The organism is Isoptericola sp. NPDC057191, assembly GCF_042670225.1.
Taxonomy (GTDB): domain Bacteria; phylum Actinomycetota; class Actinomycetes; order Actinomycetales; family Cellulomonadaceae; genus Isoptericola.
The window spans coordinates 1-20,842 of sequence record NZ_JBHUWC010000057.1 but is presented as its reverse complement, the minus strand read 5'-3'; the positions used below and the strand labels follow the sequence as shown (position 1 = coordinate 20,842).

Annotated in this window: 21 protein-coding genes; 7 read left to right on the top strand and 14 right to left on the bottom strand. The window is 74.0% G+C overall.

Going from position 1 to position 20,842, the window contains the following annotated elements:
• The first annotated feature begins 268 nt into the window (after positions 1 to 268).
• Positions 269 to 1,417 carry a hypothetical protein gene (locus ACFT55_RS09710; RefSeq protein ID WP_380243615.1) on the top strand — a complete coding sequence of 383 codons (1,149 nt, stop codon included), beginning with the start codon at positions 269 to 271 and terminating at the stop codon, positions 1,415 to 1,417.
• On the opposite strand, the gene ACFT55_RS09705 is transcribed toward ACFT55_RS09710, so the two are convergent.
• Entirely contained in the window at positions 1,371 to 2,033 is a 663-nt protein-coding gene (locus ACFT55_RS09705) for an MOSC domain-containing protein (protein WP_380243614.1), read from the bottom strand. The genes ACFT55_RS09710 and ACFT55_RS09705 overlap by 47 nt on opposite strands.
• A 99-nt stretch (positions 2,034 to 2,132) precedes the next feature.
• Here ACFT55_RS09705 and ACFT55_RS09700 point away from each other — a divergent pair, with 99 nt between their 5' ends.
• On the top strand, positions 2,133 to 3,413 hold the full coding sequence (locus tag ACFT55_RS09700) for an NAD(P)/FAD-dependent oxidoreductase (RefSeq protein WP_380243613.1): 1,281 nt from the start codon (positions 2,133 to 2,135) through the stop codon (positions 3,411 to 3,413).
• A gap of 25 nt (positions 3,414 to 3,438) precedes the next feature.
• On the opposite strand, the gene ACFT55_RS09695 is transcribed toward ACFT55_RS09700, so the two are convergent.
• The 4 genes from ACFT55_RS09695 to ACFT55_RS09680 form a co-directional block, all read right to left on the bottom strand.
• A complete protein-coding gene (locus tag ACFT55_RS09695; RefSeq protein ID WP_380243612.1) occupies positions 3,439 to 4,866 on the bottom strand; it encodes an amino acid permease in 1,428 nt (475 codons plus the stop codon).
• Between the two features lie 141 nt (positions 4,867 to 5,007).
• Entirely contained in the window at positions 5,008 to 6,666 is a 1,659-nt protein-coding gene (locus ACFT55_RS09690; RefSeq protein ID WP_380243611.1) for an ABC transporter permease, read from the bottom strand.
• Positions 6,663 to 7,673, bottom strand: a complete 1,011-nt coding sequence (locus ACFT55_RS09685; RefSeq protein ID WP_380243610.1) for an ATP-binding cassette domain-containing protein — start codon at positions 7,671 to 7,673, stop codon at positions 6,663 to 6,665. The genes ACFT55_RS09690 and ACFT55_RS09685 overlap by 4 nt, the downstream gene beginning before the upstream one ends.
• Entirely contained in the window at positions 7,670 to 8,443 is a 774-nt protein-coding gene (locus ACFT55_RS09680; protein ID WP_380243609.1) for a TetR family transcriptional regulator, read from the bottom strand. The genes ACFT55_RS09685 and ACFT55_RS09680 overlap by 4 nt, the downstream gene beginning before the upstream one ends.
• A gap of 73 nt (positions 8,444 to 8,516) precedes the next feature.
• Here ACFT55_RS09680 and ACFT55_RS09675 point away from each other — a divergent pair, with 73 nt between their 5' ends.
• A complete protein-coding gene (locus tag ACFT55_RS09675; protein WP_380243608.1) occupies positions 8,517 to 9,782 on the top strand; it encodes an APC family permease in 1,266 nt (421 codons plus the stop codon).
• A 9-nt stretch (positions 9,783 to 9,791) separates the two neighbouring features.
• On the opposite strand, the gene ACFT55_RS09670 is transcribed toward ACFT55_RS09675, so the two are convergent.
• Genes ACFT55_RS09670 through ACFT55_RS09645 form a run of 6 tightly spaced genes read right to left on the bottom strand, consistent with a single transcriptional unit; the run spans position 9,792 to position 15,084 of the window.
• Complete coding sequence (locus tag ACFT55_RS09670; protein ID WP_380243607.1) at positions 9,792 to 10,697, bottom strand: prenyltransferase; 906 nt, start codon at positions 10,695 to 10,697, stop codon at positions 9,792 to 9,794.
• Positions 10,694 to 11,029, bottom strand: a complete 336-nt coding sequence (locus ACFT55_RS09665) for a lycopene cyclase domain-containing protein (protein ID WP_380243606.1) — start codon at positions 11,027 to 11,029, stop codon at positions 10,694 to 10,696. The genes ACFT55_RS09670 and ACFT55_RS09665 overlap by 4 nt, the downstream gene beginning before the upstream one ends.
• Positions 11,026 to 11,433 carry a lycopene cyclase domain-containing protein gene (locus ACFT55_RS09660; RefSeq protein ID WP_380243605.1) on the bottom strand — a complete coding sequence of 136 codons (408 nt, stop codon included), beginning with the start codon at positions 11,431 to 11,433 and terminating at the stop codon, positions 11,026 to 11,028. The genes ACFT55_RS09665 and ACFT55_RS09660 overlap by 4 nt, the downstream gene beginning before the upstream one ends.
• Positions 11,430 to 13,052: a phytoene desaturase family protein gene (gene crtI, locus ACFT55_RS09655; protein ID WP_380243604.1), complete on the bottom strand. Its 1,623-nt coding sequence runs from the start codon at positions 13,050 to 13,052 to the stop codon at positions 11,430 to 11,432. The genes ACFT55_RS09660 and crtI overlap by 4 nt, the downstream gene beginning before the upstream one ends.
• The gene (locus tag ACFT55_RS09650; RefSeq protein ID WP_380243603.1) at positions 13,049 to 14,035 is read right to left on the bottom strand and encodes a phytoene/squalene synthase family protein; all 987 of its coding nucleotides are present in this window, start codon (positions 14,033 to 14,035) and stop codon (positions 13,049 to 13,051) included. The genes crtI and ACFT55_RS09650 overlap by 4 nt, the downstream gene beginning before the upstream one ends.
• The gene (locus tag ACFT55_RS09645; protein WP_380243602.1) at positions 14,032 to 15,084 is read right to left on the bottom strand and encodes a polyprenyl synthetase family protein; all 1,053 of its coding nucleotides are present in this window, start codon (positions 15,082 to 15,084) and stop codon (positions 14,032 to 14,034) included. The genes ACFT55_RS09650 and ACFT55_RS09645 overlap by 4 nt, the downstream gene beginning before the upstream one ends.
• 73 nt (positions 15,085 to 15,157) lie before the next feature.
• Here ACFT55_RS09645 and ACFT55_RS09640 point away from each other — a divergent pair, with 73 nt between their 5' ends.
• The 3 genes from ACFT55_RS09640 to ACFT55_RS09630 all read left to right on the top strand — a co-directional run bounded on the left by ACFT55_RS09640 (position 15,158) and on the right by ACFT55_RS09630 (position 17,258).
• Positions 15,158 to 15,685 carry a MarR family winged helix-turn-helix transcriptional regulator gene (locus tag ACFT55_RS09640; RefSeq protein WP_380243601.1) on the top strand — a complete coding sequence of 176 codons (528 nt, stop codon included), beginning with the start codon at positions 15,158 to 15,160 and terminating at the stop codon, positions 15,683 to 15,685.
• Between the two features lie 162 nt (positions 15,686 to 15,847).
• Positions 15,848 to 16,945 (top strand): hypothetical protein, encoded by a 1,098-nt coding sequence (locus ACFT55_RS09635; protein WP_380243600.1) that lies wholly within the window; start codon positions 15,848 to 15,850, stop codon positions 16,943 to 16,945.
• A gap of 142 nt (positions 16,946 to 17,087) precedes the next feature.
• Entirely contained in the window at positions 17,088 to 17,258 is a 171-nt protein-coding gene (locus ACFT55_RS09630) for a hypothetical protein (RefSeq protein ID WP_380243599.1), read from the top strand.
• Positions 17,259 to 17,263: 5 nt separating this feature from the next.
• Here ACFT55_RS09630 and idi read toward each other — a convergent pair whose 3' ends face one another.
• Both idi and ACFT55_RS09620 read right to left on the bottom strand, forming a co-directional pair.
• The gene (gene idi / locus ACFT55_RS09625; RefSeq protein ID WP_380243598.1) at positions 17,264 to 17,863 is read right to left on the bottom strand and encodes an isopentenyl-diphosphate Delta-isomerase; all 600 of its coding nucleotides are present in this window, start codon (positions 17,861 to 17,863) and stop codon (positions 17,264 to 17,266) included.
• Positions 17,860 to 18,684, bottom strand: coding sequence for a tryptophan-rich sensory protein (locus tag ACFT55_RS09620; protein ID WP_380243597.1), 825 nt, complete (start codon positions 18,682 to 18,684; stop codon positions 17,860 to 17,862). The genes idi and ACFT55_RS09620 overlap by 4 nt, the downstream gene beginning before the upstream one ends.
• A 175-nt stretch (positions 18,685 to 18,859) precedes the next feature.
• Between ACFT55_RS09620 and ACFT55_RS09615 the strand changes: the two genes are divergently transcribed.
• Complete coding sequence (locus ACFT55_RS09615) at positions 18,860 to 20,395, top strand: SDR family oxidoreductase (RefSeq protein WP_380243596.1); 1,536 nt, start codon at positions 18,860 to 18,862, stop codon at positions 20,393 to 20,395.
• A 9-nt stretch (positions 20,396 to 20,404) separates the two neighbouring features.
• Here the strand turns inward: ACFT55_RS09615 and ACFT55_RS09610 are convergent, their stop codons facing one another.
• Positions 20,405 to 20,758, bottom strand: coding sequence for a hypothetical protein (locus ACFT55_RS09610; protein WP_380243595.1), 354 nt, complete (start codon positions 20,756 to 20,758; stop codon positions 20,405 to 20,407).
• Between the last annotated feature and the right edge of the window lie 84 nt (positions 20,759 to 20,842).

The following is a 20,842-nucleotide window of genomic DNA, read 5'->3' as shown; positions in this document are numbered from 1 at the left end:
GGCGCGACCGGGGCAAGGGTCGCGCCGGGACCGGCGGTCCGAGGCCGACGGCGACCGGCCGCCGTGGTGGCTGCCCTCGTCTCGTCGTCTTCGAACATGTGTTCGAGAGTAGCCGCTGGTGCCGACGGCCACAACCGCGACGCGGACCTCTCTCCGGCGGACACGGTCACGCTCCCGGGGGACCCCTCTCCCCCGTCGAGGGGAGGACCGGTCCACCCCGGCGACGGGACCGTGGAGGCATCCACCCCGTCGACGAGAGGCCACCCCGATGACCGCCCCGCAGCACCACCCCTCCCCGTCGCGCCCCGCGCCCCACCGGCGGCTCGCCGCCGCGGCCCTGGGCACGTCCGCCGGCACGGCCGCGCTGGTGGCGTTCTTCGCCGCACGCCCGGACGCCAACCCGTACCTGCTGCCGGACCAGGCGCTGGCGCGCGCGTTCCTGTCCGGGCCGGCACTCACCTGGACGCTGCTGGTCGTGGCGCTGCTCGGCGTCGTCACGGCCGGCGTCGCGCTCGCCCGACCCGCGGGCGGCGCAGCCGGGCGGCTCGTCGCACCGGTCGCCGTCGTCGAGGCGCTCACCTTCGGCGTCCTCGCCCAGGGGCAGCCCACGCTCCCCGCCGCCGGCTACGTCGTCGCGCTGTGCGTGCCCGTCCTCGCCGTCTGGGCCGGCGTGCTTGCGTTCCGGTCCCGCCCGCGATGGCGGGTGCCGCTCGTGCTCGTCGCCGCGCTCGCCGTCACCGTCGTGGTGGTCGCCCGTGCCGCGTTCGCCACCCAGCTCGGCGGTGTGCTGACCGGGTTCGCCCGCGAGCGCTGGGAGCTCGCCGCGGTGCTGGTCCCCCTGGCGACCGCCACGGCCTGGGCCGGGCTCGCGCTGGTCGGAGCCTGGCGACGCGGCTCGCTGCGCCGCGCCACCGCCTGGGTGACGCGGCACCGCCGCCTGTTCACGATCGTCGCCGCCCTCGGCCCGCTCCCGTATGCCCTCGCCCGCCTCACCTGGCTGACGCCCTGGCCGGCGCTCGCGACCGGCGGCGACCTGCCCGCCGCCGTCCGCATCCAGGGCCTGTCGCTCTCGTCGGGCGCCTGGCTGGGAGTCGTGCTGACCCTCGGCCTGATCCTGCCGTGGGGCGAGCGGTTCCCCCGCTGGTTCCCGCGCCGCGCGGGACAGCCGGTGCCCCCGACCGCCGCCATCGTCCCCGGCGGGTTCGTCGCCGTGATGCTGTGCGGGGCGGCGATCCCGATGCTCACCCTGATGGGGTGGGTCGGGGCGGTGTACTTCCCCGCGTGGTTCTGGGGGCCGGCGCTCGCCCTCGCCGTCTGGGGCTACGCCGGGCACCGGTACGGCGCCGGAGCGCTCGACGGTGACGCCGGGGTCAGCCCTGCAGCGACTGCTCGGCCCGCTGCCGCAGCTCGTCGCTGAGCCGCACCTCGCCGTCGTCGTGCGCCACCAGCAGCACCTTCGCGACGTCGGCGAGGTCGGCCGCGCCGTCGAGACGGTTGTACGCGCCGAACCAGTCGGCGACGGTGACGCCGTGCGACGGCCGGTGCACGACCTCGACCTCGTCCCCCGCGCCCACGTCGCCGTTCTCGACGACCCGCAGGTACGCACCGGTCCGGTTCGCCTGCGCGAACCGGCGCACCCAGCGGGGCGGGGAGCCCAGCCGCCGGGCGAACGTCTGGCACGGCGTGCGCGGCTGGGTGACCTCGAGCAGCGTGGTGCCGACACGCCACCGCTCACCGATCACCGCGCGGCTCACCTCCAGGCCCCGCGTACGCAGGTTCTCGCCGAAGAGCCCGGGCGTGACGTCGTAGCCCAGCTCGGCGGCCCACGCCTCCGCGTCCTCCTGCGAGTACGCGTAGACGGCCTGGTCGAGGCCGCCGTGGTCCTTCCGGTCCGCCTGCACGTCGGCGTACAGCCCGTACGGCCGCGCCTTCACCCGGCCCTCGACGGGCCGCTTGTCGATCGCGGTGACGCCGATCGTCCCGGCGTCGGGCAGGAGGGCGTGGACACGGCAGACGGCGAGGAGCTCGGGCACGGCAGCATCCTCTCAGGCCCGCCGCGGTGGTCCACCACCGGTCCGCCCCCGGTCCGCCTCCCGGCGGCCGCAGCCTCCGGCGTCGCCTACGGTGGACCTGTGACCGATCCTGCCGACCTGCCCCACGTCGTCGTCGTCGGAGGAGGGTTCGGCGGCCTCGCGACGGTCAAGGCGCTCGCCGACGCCCCCGTCCGCGTCACGCTCGTCGAGCGTCGCGTGTACAACACGTTCCAGCCGCTGCTCTACCAGGTGGCCACCGGGGGTCTGAACCCGGGCGACGTCACCTACTGGCTGCGGGGGCTGCGGCTGAAGCAGAAGAACCTGCGGGTGCTGCACGAGCACCTCGTCGGCATCGACCACGACGCCCGCGCCATCCGCCTCGCCAACGACGAGACGATCGCCTTCGACCACCTCGTGCTCGCCAACGGCGTCACCGTGAACTTCTTCGACACGCCGGGCGCCAAGGAGAACGCGCTCGGCATGTACTCCCGCTCGCAGGCGCTGCGGATCCGTGACCAGCTCTTCATCCGGCTGGAGCGGTCGGCGTTCACGCCCGACACCGACGACGGCCTGCGCGTGGTCGTGGTGGGCGGCGGTGCCACCGGCGTCGAGGTGGCCGGCGCGCTCGCGGAGCTGCGCACCGCGGGCCTCGCACCGGCGTTCCCCGAGATCCACGGCGACGCGTTCGAGATCACCGTCGTGCAGCGCGGCACCGACCTGCTCAAGTCCTTTCACCCGAGCCTGCGGGAGTATGCCGCGCGGGAGCTGGAGCACCGCGGGGTGCGGCTGCACCTGGGGGCGGGCGTCGCGGAGGTGCAGCCGGACGCCGTGGTCCTCACCGACGGGACGCGCATCCGCGCCGACCTCACCGTGTGGTCCGCGGGCGTGGGCCCGCACCCCGAGGTCGACGACTGGGACCTGCCCCGGCGCCGGGGCGGCCGCATCGCCGTCGGCGAGGACCTGCAGGTCGAGGGGCGGCCCGGGGTCTTCGCGATCGGCGACATCGCCGAAGGACCCGAGTGGCTGCCGCAGCTCGCCCAGCCGGCCATCCAGGGCGGCCAGCAGGTGGCGCGCAACATCCTCGCGCTCCTCGAGGGGCGGGCCACCGGCCCGCTGCGCTACCACGACAAGGGCACGATGGCGGTCATCGGCCGCCGGGCCGCGGTCGCCGAGATCACCCTGCCGATGACGTCGAAGAAGCTGCGGCTGACGGCAGGGTTCGCGTGGCTGGTGTGGCTGTTCGTGCACATCATGTCGCTCGTCGGCCCCCGCAACCGCGTCACGACGCTCGCCGGGCTGGTCACCCGCTACGGCTTCCCGTTCCACCGCCGGCCGATCCCGATCGTCGGCGACGTCCCGACGATCCGGCCGGGGAAGTAGGCGGCCGAGGCACCCCGGCCCGGCGCTACGCCGTCGCGCCGGACCGTCGCCCTCGCACCCACCGGGTGAGGGCGTAGACGACGAGGATCAGGGCGACCAGTCCGGCGGTCGCGACCAGCTGGGTGCGCGCGGCCGGGTCGGACAGCATGAGGCCGGCGAGCGCGACGAGCCCGGCCAGCGTGACCCAGGTGAGGTACGGGTAGCCCCACATGCGCAGCCGCATCGGCTCGCCGGTGCGTGCGGCCTCGGCCTCGAGGCGCGGGCGCAGCCGCAGCTGCGAGACGGTGATGAGCAGCCACACGACGAACAGCGCCGACCCGACGGCGTTGAGCAGGATCGTGAGGAGCTGCGCCGGCAGCAGCCAGTTGAGCAGCACCGCGACGACACCGAAGATCACCGAGACCAGCACGGCCACCCACGGCACGTCGCGCCGGGACACGCTCGTCGTGGCTGCGGGCGCGTCGCGGCGCTGCCCGAGGGAGAACAGCATCCGCGACGTGCCGTAGACGTTCGCGTTGAACGCGCTGAGCAGCGCCAGCACCACGACCACCTCCATGAGCCGCGCCGCGCCGTCGAACCCGGCCAGCTGCAGCACGGAGACGAACGGCGAGGCCAGGGCCGCGTCGTCGTCCCAGGCGATGAGCGCGACGATGATCGCGACCGAGCCGACGTAGAACAGCAGGATGCGCCACACGATGGTCCGGGTGGCGCGGGCCACGGCGGTGCGCGGGTCGCGCGCCTCGGCCGCCGCGATCGCGACGATCTCGATGCCGCCGAACGCGAAGACGACGGTGAGCAGGCCGGCGGCGATGCCCGCCCAGCCGGCGGGGGCGAAGCCGCCGTGCTCCGCCCAGTGCCCGAGGACGCTGCCCGTCACGGGGATCACGCCGACGACGATCAGCACGCCCACCACCAGGAAGGCGAGGATCGCGGTGACCTTGATCGCCGCGAACCAGAACTCCGACTCGCCGAACTGCCGCACGCCCACCAGGTTGATGCCGCCCAGGACGAGCACGACGACGGCGGCCACGACCCACTGCGGCACGTCCGGCCACCAGCCGTTCTCGCCGCTGACGATGCCCGCGACGCCCGTCACCTCGACGCCCAGCACCATGATGAGCGTGAACCAGTACAGCCAGCCCAGCAAGAACCCGGCCCACCGGCCGAGGGCGGCCTCCGCGTAGACGGAGAACGAGCCCGACGCGGGCAGCGCCGACGCCATCTCGGCGAGCATCCGCATCACGAGGACGACGAGCGCGCCCGCGATGGCGTAGCTGACGAGGACGGCGGGGCCGGCCGTCGCGACGCCGACGCCGGCGCCCAGGAACAGGCCCGCCCCGATCGCGGAGCCGAGACCCATCATCGTCAGATGGCGGGTGCGCAGCCCGTGGGCGAGCGACGCGCCCGACGACGGCTCGGTCGTCGGCGTGCCAGGTGCGGTGGGAGTCGTCACGACCGACCACGCTAACCCGCCCCGCGACCTGTCAGAGCCACGTACCGGTATAGCGGCACGTGGCTCTGACAACTTTCGGTGCCCCACGTTGTCAGCACCAGGTGCCGGTAGAGCAGCACCTGGTTCTGACAACTCACGCGGTCACTTCGTGGCGACGTCCCGCCGCCGGAAGCCGGCGAACGCCAGCAGGAACAGCACCAGCGCGACGGCGCACAGCCCGGCGACGTGCACCGCGTCGACGTCGCCGGTCAACGGGTTCGGCACCCACCAGAACGGCGAGATCTTGCGGGCCCACTCGGGCAGGTGGAACAGGTCGGCGAACAGCGACACGAGGATCGTGTACTCCAGCAGCAGCCAGACCAGCGACGACGCCTTGGGCGCCCAGGCGAACAGTGCGGCGGCGAAGCCGACGAAGACGGCGAGCGCGGGCAGGTAGAGCAGCCCCGCCTCCGTGATCTCCCCGGACGTCACGTCCTGGGCCCCCGCGACGGCCGCGCCCGCGGCGAGGGCGAGGACCCCCGTGACCAGCACGACGACGGTCCCCACCGACGTGACGCCCAGGCTCGCCCCGAGCCAGCGGCTGCGGGAGACCGGCGTCGCGAGCACGTACTCGGCCCGACCCGCCTCCTCCTCCGACTTCGCCCGCAGGGCGGCCACGATGCCGTAGGCCGCGGCACCGAGCGCCGCGTACAGCACGATGATGCCGACGAACGCCTTCGTCACCTCCCCCGTGCCCAGGACGCTCGCGTACACCGGGTTGTCCGCCAGCGAGGCCGTCATCGACGAGATCTGGTCGACGATCGTGCCGGTCGCGAACCACATGAACGCGAGCCCGAGCGCCGTCCACAGCAGGGCCATCCGCTGCTGAACCCACACGAGCACGGCGGGGCCCCGGAGGCTGGGGTGCGCGTCCGCGCGGCCCGGGCGGTCCGGCACCAGCCCCGCCCCGAAGTCACGTCGCGACGCGAGCGCGGACGCCACCACCAAGAGCAGCACGATGACGACCGCGCCGAGCGCCGCAGGCCACCAGCGCAGGTCCACGTACGCACGCATCTGCTGCGCCCAGGCGATCGGCGACAGCCACGACACCCAGCTGCCGTGCATCTGCTGCATGTCACCGATGGTCCGCAGCGTGAACGCGGCCCCGAGCGCCGCCATCGACAGCCCCGTCGCGCCGCGGGAGTGCTCGGTGACCTGCGCGGCCACCAGGGCGATCGCGCCGAACGTCATCGCGCTCATCGCGACGCCCAGCGAGACGGCGACGGAGTCCACCACCTCGAGACCGCTGCCGATCAGCACCGCGGACGACAGCGCCGCGACGACCAGGTTGACGACCAGCACCACGACCAGGGCCGCGACGACCGCGGCGTGCCGGCCGACGGCTGCGGCGCGCACCAGCTCCGCGCGGCTGGACTCCTCCTCGGCGCGGGTGTGGCGCACCACCTGCATGATGCTCATGACGGCGAGCGCCAGCACCATCCACAGCACGAGCTCGTTGGAGACGGCGGCCCCCACGGTGTAGTCGTCGGTGCCGTAGCCGGGGCCGGTCATCGACACCATGGCGGGGGTCTGGACCAGGGCCGCGCGCGCCTGCATGCCCTCGGGGTCGTCGGCCAGCGTCGTGTACTCGGCCAGCGACGCCAGGTAGAGCGCGGGGATCGCGAGGGACCAGACCAGCAGGCGCACCCGGTCGCGGCGCAGGATGAAGCGGACCTGGCTCCACGTGCCGGTGAGCGTCGTGCCGCCGCGCCCCGGTGCGGCGCGGGTGCCCAGCGGCGGTGCCGCGGTGACGGCGCTCATCGCGCACCCGCCTCGCTGCGCGTCGCGTGCTTGCCCGCGCCGTCCCCCGTGGGCACGCCGTCCGCGGCGAGCTCGTCGCCGTAGTGCCGCAGGAACAGCTCCTCCAGCGACGGCGGCTGCGCGGTGAAGGAGTGCACGCCCAGCGCGCCGACGGCGGGCAGCACCCGGCCCATCTCGGAGTCGTCCACGTCGAAGGTGACGCGGGTGCTGTCGCCGTTCCGCGTCGTCTCCAGGTCGTGCACGCCGGCCATCGCGGCGATCGCGGACGGGTCACGGTCGACGACGGCGGTGACGGACGACCGCGTGAGGTGGCGGAGGTCGTCGAGCGTGCCCGACTCCACGGCCCGGCCGTTGCGGATGATCGTCACGGTGTCGCACACCTTCTCGACCTCGGACAGGATGTGGCTCGACAGCAGCACCGACGTGCCCGCGGCCTTGGCCTCGCGGACCTGCTCGGTGAAGACGGCCTCCATGAGCGGGTCGAGGCCGGAGGTCGGCTCGTCGAGGACGAGGAGGTCGACCTGCGAGACGAGCGCCGCGACGAGCGCGACCTTCTGCCGGTTGCCCTTGGAGTACGTGCGGGCCTTCTTGGTGGGGTCGAGCTCGAAGCGTTCGAGCAGCTCGGCCTTGCGCCTCTTGTCCGGCTTGCCGCGCAGACGGGCGAGGTAGTCGATCGCCTCGCCGCCGGTGAGGTTGGGCCAGAGCGAGACGTCGCCGGGCACGTAGGCGAGGCGCCGGTGCAGGGCGACGGCGTCGCGCCAGGGGTCGCCGCCGAGCAGGCGGACGCTGCCCGCGTCGGACCGCAGCAGGCCCAGGAGGACGCGGATGGTGGTGGACTTCCCGGCGCCGTTCGGGCCGAGGAAGCCCGCGACCTGCCCGTGCTCGACGGTCAGGTCCAGCCCGTCGAGCGCCTGGACGGTGCCGAAGGACTTGCGCAGGTCGTGGATCTCGATCGCGGGCGCGCTCGCGGCCGAGGTGCGCGCGGTCGATGCAGCCGTGGTGGTCATGGTGCCTCTTCGTCGTGAGTGGGGGTTCCGTCGGCGGGGGCGTGCGCCCCGGCCGGCGGGTCCGGCACGTACAGGAGGTAGTCGTCGAGCATGCGTCGGGTGGTGAGGAAGCCCTCGGTGAAGAGCTCGAGCATCGGGAGGTAGAGGTCGTCCATGAAGGCGCGGACCGCGGCGTTGATGTCGTGCGCGTCCTTCGGGGGGTCCATGGTGACCGAGAGCAGCAGCGCGCCCAGCGACGAGTAGACGAGGTAGCGCACCCGCGCGCGCTCGTCCCGGCTCGGCTTCACGATGCCGTCGGCGACGGCCTCGGCCGTGTACTGCTCCGCGTCGTCGACCATGTGCTCGACGAAGCTCCTGCCGACCGCGCCGCCCGCCTGGAGCGACCGCAGCACGTACCCGACCAGCGGCGCGAGGTCGTCGGTCTGCGCGAGGACCTCCAGCAGCCGCCCGCCCGTCGCCTTGCCCATGTTCTCCCGCTTGGAGGCGGCGATCCACTCGAGCACGTACTCGTCGCAGGCGGCGTGCAGCTTGTCCTTGGACCCGAAGTGGTGGATGACGAGCGCGGCGCTCACCCCGGCGTCGGCGGCGATGGCGCGCACCGGGGCGCCGAACCCGAACCGGGCGAACTGGAGCACGGCGGCGTCGAGGATCCGGGCGCGCGTGCTGCCGTCAGAGCCGGGCGCGGCCACCCGCGGCGCCTCGCCCGGCGCGTCGCCTGGCGCGTCGGCCGGTGCTGGGACCGCGTCCTCGGCGGCATCCACTGAACGCATGTTCAACAGACTAAACAGGTGTTCAGCCGCAAGGCAAGACCTCTCCCGCTCCCCCGCGCGGGAGGATCGACCCGTGACCGAGCTCGCGCGCCGCCTCACCACGTCAGACGCCGTCGTCGTCGGCCTGTCCTCGATGATCGGCGCCGGCGTGTTCGCCGCCTTCGCCCCCGCCGCCGCGGCCGTGCTGCCCACCGGCACCGGCGTCGCGCTGCTGCTCGCGCTCGGGGTCGCGGCCGTCGTGGCGTACGGCAACGCGACCTCCTCCGCACAGCTCGCGGCGCAGTACCCCGCCTCCGGCGGCACCTACGTCTACGGCCGCGAGCGCCTCGGGCCCTGGTGGGGCTACCTCGCCGGCTGGGGGTTCGTCGTCGGCAAGACGGCGAGCTGCGCGGCGATGGCCCTCACCTTCGCCGCCTATGCCGCACCCCCGGGGTGGGAGCGCCCCGTCGCCGCGCTCGCCGTCGTCGCGCTGGCCGCCGTGAACTACCGGGGGGTGACGCGCACGGCCCGCCTGGCCCGCTGGATCGTCGTGGCGGTGCTGCTGGCGCTCGCGGTGACCGTCGCGGTCGCCCTGGCCACGGGCTCTCCCGACGTCGCGCGCCTCGGGTCCGAAGGCCCGGCGCCCGCCGCCCTCGGCGGCCCGGCCAGCTGGTACGGCGTGCTGCAGGCTGCCGGCCTGCTGTTCTTCGCGTTCGCGGGCTACGCGCGCGTCGCGACGCTCGGCGAGGAGGTGCGCGACCCCGCCCGCAGCATCCCGCGGGCGATCGTCGGGGCGCTCGGCGGCGCGGTGGTCGTCTACGCCGTCGTCGCCGTCACGCTGCTCGCGGTGCTCGGGCTGGCCGGGACGGCCGCGGCCGCCACGCCGCTCGCGGCCGCGGTCGCCGGCTCCCCCTGGGCCGGGGTCGTGGTGCGGGTGGGCGCCGCCGCCGCGTCGCTCGGGGCGCTGCTCGCCCTCGTCGCCGGCGTCGGCCGCACCACGCTCGCGATGGCGCGCGAGGGCGACCTGCCGCGACCGCTCGCGGCGGTGCACCCCCGCTTCGGCGTGCCGCACCGCGCGGAGGTGGCGGTCGCCGTCGTCGTGGTCGCCCTCGTCCTGACCGTGGACCTGCGGGGCGCGATCGGGTTCTCGTCCTTCGGCGTGCTCGTCTACTACGGCGTCGCGAACCTCGCTGCCTGGACCCAGACCGGCGCGCACCGCCGGTACCCCCGGGTGCTGCAGGTCGTGGGCCTGGCGGGGTGCGTCGCCCTGTGCGCCACGCTCCCCGTGGCGGCAGTCCTCACGGGCGCGGGCGTCCTCGTCGTCGGGCTCGCCGTCCGCTGGGCGCGCGTGTCACGGTGATCCCATCCGTCAGAGCCACCCGAGGGAGATCGCGATCAGCAGCTGGGTGACCAGGAAGCCGGTGACGAGGTTCAGCCACAGGAACCGCCGCCAGCCGGCGTGCGCCTCCTCGCAGCGGCCGTCGGGCAGGTTCCGGTAGGGCGCGATGCTCACCACGTACGGCACGACGAGGACGGCGGCGAGCGCGCCGGGCAGGCCGCCCAGCACGAGCACGAGACCGGCAGCGACGTACAGCGCCATGGCCGCCTGCACGGTCCGGGCCGCGCCGAGCCAGGTGGCCACCGAGCCGATGGCGGCGGCCCGGTCCGCCTCGACGTCCTGCACCGCGCCGAACGCCTGCGAGGCCATGCCCCACAGGAAGAAGCCCGCGAGGGCGGCGAGCACCGGCCACGTGAGCGACCCGCCGGCCAGGGCCAGGCCGAAGACCGCCGGGCTGACGAAGTGCGTGCTGGACGTCGCCGAGTCCAGCACCGGGCGCTCCTTGAAGCGCAGGCCCGGGGCCGAGTAGGCGACGACGGCGAACACGCTCACCGCGAGCACCGCGGTCGAGGCGGCGTCCCCCACCACGGCCAGGTAGGCGAGGAACGGGACGTTGCTCAGCACGGCGGCCCACACGGTGCGCCGGTGCCACCGACGCGACAGCACGACGCCCTCGATGCCGCCCTTGCGCGGGTTGCGCAGGTCGGACTCGTAGTCCCACACGTCGTTCAGCCCGTACATCAGCAGGTTGTACGGGACGAGGAAGTACAGGGTGCCCAGGACCAGCTCCGCGACGCCCGAGCGCCCCGCACCACCCGCCATCAGGTACGCGGCGGCGAAGGGGTACGCCGTGTTGACCCAGCTCACGGGCCGCGACGAGCCCACGATCTGGCGCCACGCGGCGGTCGCGCCCGGTGCCGTGCCGGTGGCGGTCACGCGTCGACCCTCCCTGCCTCTGGGGCACCCGTGCCGCCCGTGCCGACGAGCGCCCACAGCGCCGGCAGCAGCAGGGCGGCCACGACCGGCCACGCGAGGTCCTCGACCGGCGTCAGCCACACGCGCACCCCCAGCAGGGCGGACTCGTCGTACCGGAACAGGTCCGCGGCGATCATGAGGCTGTCGAACACGACCGTGAGCGCCACGAGCACCACCGCGGTGACCGTCGTCGTCGCCCACCACCGGGCGCCGAGGCCCCGCACGCCGGTGGCGACGAGCGCGACGACGACGGCGCCGCCGACGACGGCGGCCGCGAGCGCGGCGTACGTCATCGTGCCTCCCCGGACGGACCGTGCACGGTCGCGGCGACCGGGGTCTGGCCGCGCCCGCCGGGGTGGCCCTCCGCGCGGCGGGCGACGACACGCCGCAGGAGCCCGTGCAGGACGAGGGTGAGGTAGCACAGGAACGTCACGAAGAAGACCTCTTCGATCGGCAGGTGCGGGGCGAGCTCGACGCCCGTCGTCGCGGCCCCGCCTCGGGAGTAGAACCCCTGGGCGATCGCGGCGACGTCCCAGGCGAGGAACACCAGGACGCCGACGACGAGCACGAGGGCGCCGCGCAGCGGGCTCGCGGACCAGAGCAGCAACCGCGCGCGGCGGTCCACGAGAGCCATCGAGACCAGAGCGCCGAGCAGCAGGCCGAGGTAGAGGAAGGAGGTCCAGTGCAGGGCGATCACTTCCAGGGGTGGAGGGCCGGACGGGCGACGGGGAGCGGGTCGGCGGTCGTGTCGCCGCGCACGCGCTTGACTGCGAGCTCGGCGCTGATGAGGCACATGGGCAGCCCGACCCCCGGGATGGTCGATCCTCCCGCATGGAGCAGTCCCGCCACCCGCCGGGACCGGTTGCCGGCCCGGAACATCGCGCTCTGGCGCAGCGTATGCGCCGGGCCGAGCATGCCGCCCGACCACGAGGACAGGTCGGCGGCGAAGTCACCGGGGCCGACGGTGCGCCGCACGACGACGCGCTCCCGCAGGTCCGGCACGCCCGCCCAGGCGGCGACCCGGTCGATCGCGGCGTCGGCGATCGCCTCGACCGCGGCGTCCCCCGCGCCGTCCTCGCCGCCGCGGCCCAGGCCAGGGTCGGCGGGCACCGGGACGAGGAGGAACAGGTTCTCGTGGCCGGGCGGGGCGACGGACGGGTCCGTGCGCGAAGGCGCGCAGACGTACAGGGACGCCGGGTCGGGCACGCGGCCCGCGGCGATCGCGCCGAAGTTCTCCTCCCAGTCCGCGGTGAAGAACAGCGAGTGGTGCGGGAGCTGCGGCACGCGCCCGCGGACACCGAGCATCACCAGGACGCCGCCGGGACCCGGGTCGCGCCGGGCCCACCAGGCGGGCGACCGGTCGCGCAGGGCGGGGGGCAGGAGGTCGGACTCGACGTGGTGCAGGTCCGCGGCGGTCACGACGACGTCGGCCGGGGAGTGCTGCTCCGCGCCGGAGGCGTCCACCCAGCGCACGCCCGTGACCGAGGCCCGGGGACGGCGCGGTCCGGGGACGGGGAGCCCGTCCCGCGCCGCCCCCGGGGCGGCCTCGACGGCCGTGGTCGTGATCGCGGTCGCACGGGCGCGGGTGCGCAGCGTGACGCCTGCGCCCTCCGCGAGCGAGGCGACCGCGTCGACCACACGTGCGAACCCCCCCAGTGGGTATCGCACGCCGCCGTCGAGATCGAGGGCACTCATCAGGTGGTACATGCTCGGCGTCCGGTCGGGGGACGAGCCGAGGAAGACGGCCGGGTAGCCGAGGACCTGGCGCAGCCGGCGGTCCTGGAAGCTCTTCGCCACCCGCCGCGCGAGCGACGTGCCGAGCAGCGGCAGGAGCCGGTGCCCCCGTGCTGCCACGTCCCGGTGCGCGAACGGCCGCCAGGAGGCGAACGTCGTGTACAGGAAGTGCCGCAGGGCCATGTCGTAGGTGTCGTGCGCGGAGTCGAGGTAGCGCTCCAGGCGGGCGCCCGCCCCAGGTTCGATCGCCTCGAAGGCCGCGGTGTTGGCCGCACGGTCCGGCGAGACGTCGAGCGGGTCCGTGATCCCCTCGAAGAACACGCGGTACGCCGGGTCGAGGCGGACGAGGTCGAGCTCGTCGGCCGCCGTCGACCCCATGAGCCGGAACCAGTGGTCGAACACCTCCGGCATGAGGTACCACGACGGTCCCGTGTCGAACCGGAAGCCGTCCCGCTCCCAGGACCCCGCCCGCCCGCCGACGGTGGCGTGCCGCTCGAGCAGCTCGACGTCGTGGCCGTCGCGAGCCAGCAGGCCCGCCGTCGCGAGCCCTGCGATCCCGCCGCCGACGACGACGACTCTCATCGCAGCACGTCCCGCGCACAGGCCGCGGCCACGAGCCGCGCCTTGACCGGCCCCGGCACCCGGACGCGCTCGCGCCGGATCGTGGCGGCGGGCGTCGCCGCCAGCCGCCGCGAGAGCTCGGCGAACAGGTCGTGCGCCACGCGCACGGCCCGCCGGGAGCTGCGGGGCAGGTCGCCGATCACGGCCGCCGCGGCGGCCAGGTCGGCGTCGATGTCGGCGAGCAGCCGGTCGCGGGCGTCGTCGTCGAACGCGTCGACGTCGAGACCCGGGAAGTAGGAGCGGCCCCGCGCCTCCACGTCCTCGGCGAGGTCGCGCAGGAAGTTGACCTTCTGGAAGGCGGCGCCGAGCCGCGCGGCCCCGGGCGCGAGGCGGGCGTACGCCTCGTCGTCGCCGGCGACGAACACCCGCAGGCACATCAGCCCGACGACCTCGGCCGACCCGTGCACGTAGGCCGCGAAGCTGGCCTCGTCGTGCGCGGTCACGGTGAGGTCCGCCCGCATGGACGCGAAGAACGGCGCCACGAGGTCGTCGCCGATGCCGAACCGCCGGGCCGTGCGCGCGAACGCGTGGACCACGAGGTTGCTGCTGCGCCCGCACGCCCGGGCGCGGGTGACGTCGCGCTCCAGCTCGTCGAGCAGGTCCTCGCGCTGGGCGGGCGTGAGCGTGGGGCTGATGTCGTCGACGATCTCGTCCGCGACGCGCACCAGCGCGTACACGGCGCGCACGTGGTCACGGACCGGCTCGCCGAGCAGGCGGCAGGCCCAGCCGAACGACGTCGAGTACGCGCGGATCACCACGGCGGCGCTCTCCACGGCGACGGCGTCGTACAGGCCGTCCGGTCCGACGGCCACCACGTCGCGGACGTCGGCCTCGCGAGCGACCTGGGTGGCGGCGGGCGCCGCCGTCGGGGCGACCTGGGCCGGGGCGGCCTGGGCCGGGGCGGGTGTCGCCGTCCGCGGCGGGGTGGTCGGGAGGGCGCTCATGCGGCGCTCGAGGAGGAGTGCGGGGCCGGGCCGGCGAGCCGTTCGACGAGCGCGCCCAGGCCCAGGTCGGAACCCAGCGCGGCGGCGTCACGCTCGAGGTCCGCCACCAGGCGCTCCACGGCCGCCCGGGCGCCGCACATCGCGAGCAGCTCCCGTGCCCGGGCGAGCTGGGGCTCTCCGGCGCGCTGGTCGCCGAGCACGGTGCTCAGCTCGTCCCACGCCCAGGTGCCCCGCGCGAGCGCCACGAGCGGCGTGCACTTGCCCTCGCGCAGGTCGGAGGAGTTGCTCTTGCCGGTCTGCTCCGGGTCGCCGAACACGCCGTCCAGGTCGTCGCGCAGCTGGAACGCGAGGCCGAGGGCGCGGCCGACCCGCTGGACCCCGGCCTCGAGGTCGTCCCGGCCGGCGAGGATCACGGCGATCCGCAGCGGCAGCTCGAAGCTGTACACGGCGGTCTTGCGCTCAGCCATGAGCAGCGCCTCGTCCAGGTCGGCGCACGGGCCGATGCTGAGCCAGACGTCGGCGAGCTCGCCGTCGGCCGTGAGGTGCAGGGCCTCGTCGACGGCGTCGAGCAGGCGTGCGGTGGTCTCCGGGTTCGCGCCGCAGAGCGCCACCGCGCGGACGGCGCCCGCGAGGGCGAGGTCACCGGCCAGGATGCCGGCGGCCGCGCCGTAGCCCGTCGCCTGGTGGTCGCTCGCGCCGGCCTCCACGGCCCGCGCCGTGTACGCGCCGGCGACGTTCGGCCGCCCGCGGCGGACGTCCGCCCCGTCGATCACGTCGTCGTGCACGAGGAAAGCATGGTGCAAGAGCTCGAGGGCCGCGGCGAGCCGCGCCGCGACGTCGCGCGACTCCCGCGGCGTCGGGCCGGCGAGGGCGTCGTAGGCGTCCAGCAGGATCCGCGGCCGCAGCCGCTTTCCTCCGCGGCTCGTGTCGCGCACCGCCGCCCACAGCCGGGTGTCGTCGCGGCGGTCGCCCGCAGCGAGCAGGCTCTCCACCGCGCCCTCGACGATGCCGCCGATCCGGTCGTCTGCGTCGGAAGACCAGCGATGCACGATCCACCCCCTCGTGAGTATTTACCTAGCCTAGCAAGATACTAGCCTCATAAGGGAGTCGTAGGATGACCCCGTGACCCAGGCACCCACGACGGGCGCGTCCTACTGGTACGGGGAGGACGACGCGGAGCCGCGCCTCCTCCTCGAGGCGTTGCGCGCCTTCCGACGCTCCGACGAGGCGATGCGCCGGCGCGCCGGCCGTGACATGAACATGAACCTCACGGACCTCCGCGCGCTCCAGCACGCCATCGCGTGCGAGGAGCGCGGCGAGCCCGCCACGCCGCGCGGGCTGGCGGAGTACCTGGCGATCTCCACGGCGTCGACCACCAAGCTGCTCGACCGCCTCGTCGCGTCCGGGCACCTCCAGAGGCACGCCCACCCCACCGACCGCCGCTCCGTCGTCGTCACCGCATCGAAGGCCGCGCACGACGAGGTACGGGAGCGTCTCGCGTCGGTGCACGACCGGATGCTCCAGACCGCCCGCGCCGTGCCCGCGCACTGCCGCCCGGCCGTCCGGGAGTTCCTCCTCGCCATGGCGGCCGAGGCCGAGCGCGAGCCCGACGACGCCGCGGGTGCCGTCGTCGGTGACGCGACGTCCTGAGCGGCGGCACCTGCCCGCACCCCGGGGTGTGATCGATAAGAATGGCATTTCCGAAACGACCGGGATGGCTCTTGGCAGACCAAAGACCCACTTCTGGAAGAAGTCCGTGCAGATCTCGCACGAAGGACGATCGGCTCGGAATGGCGATCTAGCATCGCAGCCGTGACGATGACGACAAGGCTCACGCAACGCCGGTTTGCCACTACTGCAACAGTTGTCGTAGCGACGTTCGGCCTGGTGTGCACGAGCAGCATTGAGGCTCATGGGGCCGTCGGCGACATGCGCAAGCCCATGGCCGATCACACCGCCGAGGAACACACCTCCGACCTTTCGGTACACCAACGGACCACGCGTGACGGCTTCGACACGATCAAGAAATCTGCTGGCAGGAGGCTTCCGGCCAGCGCGCGCAGGACGATCGGCGGATTAGTTGCAGACTCCGTCCCGCTCCAGAACGGACTCGCGGTGTCCAATGATTCGTTGTCTTCGTTGCCCACCGCCGACAATCCCGAACTGGGGAGCATCTCCCTGGAGACAGGGGACTTCGTGGGGTTCACGATCGACAGCGTGTCCAACGTCGTTGCTTCGGGTGACGCGGTCAGGGCCGAAGCCGGCGAAGATTCCACGGTCGTGGCACACGCGACCGAGCGCGGCATGCAGGTGGTCCAGGTCGCGCACAGCGCTGACGCAGACGACCTGACCCTGGCGACCGAGGTCCCTGCTGGCTCCCGCTGGGTCCACCAAGACGACGGCAGCCTTCTTCTCATGCGTGAGGATCGGTCTCAAGACCCGATCATGGCTATCGACACGCCGTGGGCCGTGGACGCTGACGGACGCGAACTTCCCACGCAGTTCGTCGTCACCAATGATGGGACGATCACCCAGCAGATCGACACCGCCGGCGCTACGTTCCCCGTCGTCGCGGACCCGTCAGCATGGTGGTGGACCAAGAATGTCGCGGTGTGCGCTGCGCAAGTCGCCTCAGTCATCGTGCCGGGCAAAGCCGTCGCGGTCGCAGCAAAGCTCGCCAGGGCCGCGGCCAAGAGCGTCAAGGTGCGCCAAGCGCAGGCGATCATCAAGAAGCTTGGCGGGTTCGTGAGCGCCATGAAAAAAGTCGCGACATACGTCAAGACCAAGGGCAAGGGGTTGTCCCCGACAAACAGGAGGCGCGTCGAGAACCTCCTCGGTCAGGGCAGCGCGGTCATCTCGGAGATCCTCGGCCTCGGAGGGTGCTACAGAATCTTCGTGGAACTGAGGTAAAGGACTGATGAGCCCGATGGAAATCCTCTTCGCTGTGATATCGGCAGTGTGCGCCGGAATCGTCACGCAGTCACCCTACGTAAGCCCGGCCCGGGTACCGCGATGGGCGTGGAACGCTATACGGGGAGCAGTCTTCCTGACCATGCTCGCTCTCGGCGTCGCGGCCACACCCCTGTTCGGCGGCCCTGAGGACGGTGTCATCGGGTCGGCAGGTCTCACGATGGCCGCCGTGCTGTGGCTTCCACAGTTCGTCATCGGCCTGACGATGGGTCCGATGGCGCGCAGCGAGGACGACCCCCCGCCCTCCGAATAGGCACGTCAGGCACCGAGCGGAGCTCCCCGGGGGCGGTCGCCCGACGCCACCCACTCCACGTCGCGCAGCTCGTGCACCTGCTCCACCATCCACGGGCTCAGCGCCCAGGGGGCGAGCGCCACCAGCGCCTCGAGGTCGCCGGGGGTCACCCAGCGCAGGTCCATGACCTCGTCGGGGTTCGGCTCGGGCTCGCGGTCCGTGGTGGCGAGCAGCACGGGACAGCGCTCGTTCTCGACGACGCCGCCGGCGTCCACCGCGCGGTAGCGGAACTCCGGCAGGACGGGATCGCCACCGGTCACCACGTCGAGCCCGAGCTCGTGGCGCGCGTGGCGCGCGACAGCCTGGGCCAGCGTCTCCCCCCGGCGCGGGTGGCCGCAGAACGAGTTGGTCCACACGCCGGGCCACGTGCGCTTCGACAGCGCACGCCGGGTCAGCAGCACCCGGCCATCCGGTCCGAACAGGTAGCACGAGAACCCGAGGTGCAGCGGCGTGTCCCGCGTGTGCACGGTCGCCCGGGGGGCGAGGCCCACGTCCGCGCCCGCGTCGTCGAGCAGGATGACGTGGTCCTCGATCTCGGCGGCCGAGCGCCGCCCCGTCGCCGTCACGCCTCCACCGCCACGCCGTCGGTCCCGCGGCGGCCCTGCCCGGACCGTCGCACGAGCAGCACCAGCGCGGCGCCGAGCACGGCCGCCGCGGCAGCAGCCGCGGTGACCGCCGCCGGCGTCGACGCCGGGTCGCCCTGCGCACGCGCGACGACCACCCACACCAGGCCCCACGCGATCGCCGCGGCCACCGCGATCCGGCCGCCGCCCCGCACGGCCAGGCCCACCCCGATCCCGGCGACCACCGCCAGGATGCCGACCGCCCACCAGTCGGGTGCCACGGCGCCGCCGTCGAACCCTGCGGCCGCGAGCGCCGCCGCCACGTTCGCCACGGTGGCCACGCAGACCCAGCCCAGGTAGAGGCCGAGGGTGCCGTCCACGAGCACGCGCTCCGCCACGCCGCGCGCGGAGGTCTGCACCAGCACCAGGAACGTCCGGACGAGGACGGCGAGGAGCACCGCGATCACGAGGACGCTCCACCACAGCGCGCCCGCCTGGACGACGAGGATCCACGCGGCGTTGAGGACCATCGACGCCGCGACCGGGAGCCGCAGGCGACGCTGCCGGTCGTCGGCGGTATACGCGGGCAGCCACTGGAGCACGGTGTACCCGGCGAGCCCGAGGTAGATCACCGTCCAGATGGAGAAGGCGGGGGACGCGGGGGCCACGAGGGTGGCGTCGGCCGCGAGCGCGCCGCCGGCGGCCTCGGCGATCGGGGTGCCGCCGAAGACGCCCACCCCGATCATCGACCCGACGACGCAGACCACGTAGCTCACCGTGACCGCGACCTGCTGGGGCCGGACGGTGGCGGGTGCGTTCGCCATGCGGGCTCCTCCTCGTGCGTCGTGCTCGGACGTCTCGCTCAGGACTCTCACCCCTCGTCGACCGTGCCACGTCCCCCGTGGCACGCACCTCACGATGCCATCGCCGCGACAATATTGCTAGCCTGGCTAGCAACTGCCCAGCCCGTCGACCCTGTCGACGAGGGAAGGATCGGCCATGACACCCAAAGCCCCGCTCGTCCTGGTCACCGGTGCCACCGGCTACATCGGCGGTCGCCTGGTGCCCGAGCTCCTCGCGGCCGGGTACCGCGTGCGGGTGCTGGCCCGGCACCCCGAACGGGTCGAGCCGCGCGACTGGGCCGACGCCGTCGAGGTCGCGGTCGGGGACGCGAGCTCGCCCGACGACCTGCGGCGCGCGCTCGACGGCGTGGACGTCGGCTACTACCTCATCCACGCTCTCGGGGCGGGGGCGGGGTTCGCCGACCGGGACCGCAGCACGGCCCGCGGGTTCGCGACGGCGGCCGCCGAGGCAGGGCTGCGCCGCGTCGTCTACCTGGGCGGCCTGTACCCCGAGACCGAGCATCTGTCGCCGCACCTGCAGTCCCGCCGCGAGGTGGAGCAGATCCTGCTCGACGGCGAGGTCCCGACCGTCGTCCTGCGCGCCGCCGTGATCCTGGGGTCGGGCAGCGCGTCGTTCGAGATGATGCGGTACCTCACCGAGCGCCTGCCCGTGATGGTCGCCCCGCGGTGGATCGACAACCGCATCCAGCCCATCGCCGTGCGCGACGTGCTGCGCTACCTGGTCGGCGCGGCGGCCATCCCGGAGACGGTCAGCCGCGGCTTCGACATCGGCGGCCCCGACGTGCTGACCTATCGCCGGATGATGCAGCGCTACGCCGCGGTCGCCGGGCTCCGGCCGCGCGTGATCGGCGCCGTCCCCGTGCTGACGCCGCGGCTGGCGAGCCTGTGGGTCGGGCTGGTCACCCCGGTGCCCCCGGCGATCGCGCGCCCCCTCGTCGGGTCGCTCGTGCACGAGGTCGTGGCGCACGACCACGACATCGCCGACCACGTCCCCGACCCGCCCGAGGGTCTCGTCGGCTTCGACGACGCGGTCGCGCTCGCACTGGCCCGGATCCGTGACCTGGACGTGCGGACGAGCTGGAGCTCGGCGTCGACGCAGGGAGCGCCGTCCGACCCCCTGCCCGACGACCCCGACTGGGCCGGCGGCAGCCTGCTGGTGGACGACCGGTCGCGCGAGGTGGACACGACCCCCGAGTCCCTGTGGTCCGTCATCGAGGGCATCGGCGGCGCGCACGGCTGGTACTCCTGGCGCCTGGGATGGGTGGCCCGAGGCGTCCTCGACCGCCTGTTCGGCGGCCCCGGCCTGCGCCGCGGCAGGCGGCACCCGCTGCGCCTCGAGCCCGGCGACGCGCTCGACTGGTGGCGCGTGGAGAAGGTCGTGCCCGGGAACCTGCTGCGGTTGCGCGCCGAGATGCGGTTGCCCGGCCTCGCCTGGCTCGAGCTCTCCGTCGAGGACGGACCCGACGACCGGCCCACGTTCCGCCAGCGGGCGATCTTCTCCCCCCGGGGGCTGCCCGGCCAGCTCTACTGGTGGGCGATCAGCCCGTTCCACGGCATCGTGTTCGGCGGGATGCAGCGCAACATCGCCCGAGCGGCGGAGGAGCACGGCGCGGCTCGCGACGGCGGTCCGGGGACCGGTCCTGCCGAGCGGCCGCGGGCGGTACCGCGCTGAGCGCGGCCGTCAGTGCCTCGCGCGCCGCGCGCCGAGCGGGCCGCCGAAGACGAGCGAGATGCCGAGCACGAACCCGACGTCGTACCAGTTGCCGTTGTTGTGCACCTCGTAGACCGACACCGAGTCGGTGAACAGGGACACCACGAACGTGACCGGCAGGATCATGCCCTGCCAGAGACCCCACCAGAACCCGTACGGCCCGTGCCCACCGATCGTGGAGGTGTCCACCCCCGGGTTCGGGCCCGCCGCGCACGCGCCGAGGAGCGCCAGCGCCACCACCACGACCGCCGCCGTCGTCGCGCCCCGCACCCACGGTCGCGCCACGGGGGCGTCCGCACTCTCCCCAGACCGTCGCCCAGCCATGCGTCCACCATGGCACCGCACGGGCGCGGGCGCCCGCGGGCCGACGGCGCGACGACGGCCCCGCCTGGTCGCACGGACCAGGCG